We start from the raw sequence: 670 nt of genomic DNA, 5'->3' as shown, positions 1-670 counted from the left end.
AAGGTCCGGGCGAACCTCAAGCGGGGCTCCCGCAGGTGGAGAGAGGTGGCCCATCGGGAGAGACTCCAGGTGGACCACCTTCTCCGCCAGGCCGCCCTCCACTTCCTCCGGGAGTGCGCCAGGCGGGGCGTGGGGGAGGTGGTGGTGGGGGACCTCTCGGGCCTCCGGGAGGGCCTGGACTACGGCGAGGTCCTCAACCAGAGGCTCCACGCCTGGCCCTACCGCAAGCTGGTGGAGATCCTGAGGTACAAAGGGGCCCTCATGGGCATCGCCGTCCGCGAGGTGGAGGAGCGGAAGACCTCCATCACCTGCCACGCTTGCGGGAAAGCCTCGCCCTCCAACCGGAAGCACCGGGGGTTCTACGCCTGCTCCTGCGGCTGGAGGGCGCAGGCGGACGTCAACGGGGCCCTCAACATCTACGAGCGGGCCTTCCAGGTATCTCCCGTGAAGGGGAGTAGTGGCCGTGTGGCGCGGCCCGTGGTCCGGTCGTTCCGTCTGGGATGGCACGGGGTCCACGAACCGAAGCGCGAGGAAAATCCCTCGCGCGCGTCCTGAAAGGGATGCCCCCGGATTCATCCGGGGGAGGACGTCACGCGTGGGCCACGAGCTCCCGCTTCTTGCGGGCGGGGCGCTTCTTGGGTTCCTTGGCGCGGGCCTCGAGGGCCTTCAG

General features: G+C 69.3%; 1 protein-coding gene. It reads left to right on the top strand.

The genetic code is table 11. The features are described 5' to 3' along the window. Window positions 1-555 (top strand): zinc ribbon domain-containing protein (locus AC01Y6_RS10900; RefSeq protein ID WP_476671549.1); only part of this gene is annotated, 555 nt, incomplete at its 5' end. Window positions 556-670 lie beyond the last annotated feature (115 nt).

Source organism: Thermus sp. (genome assembly GCF_056332225.1).
This window is presented reverse-complemented; position numbering and strand designations above follow the sequence as displayed.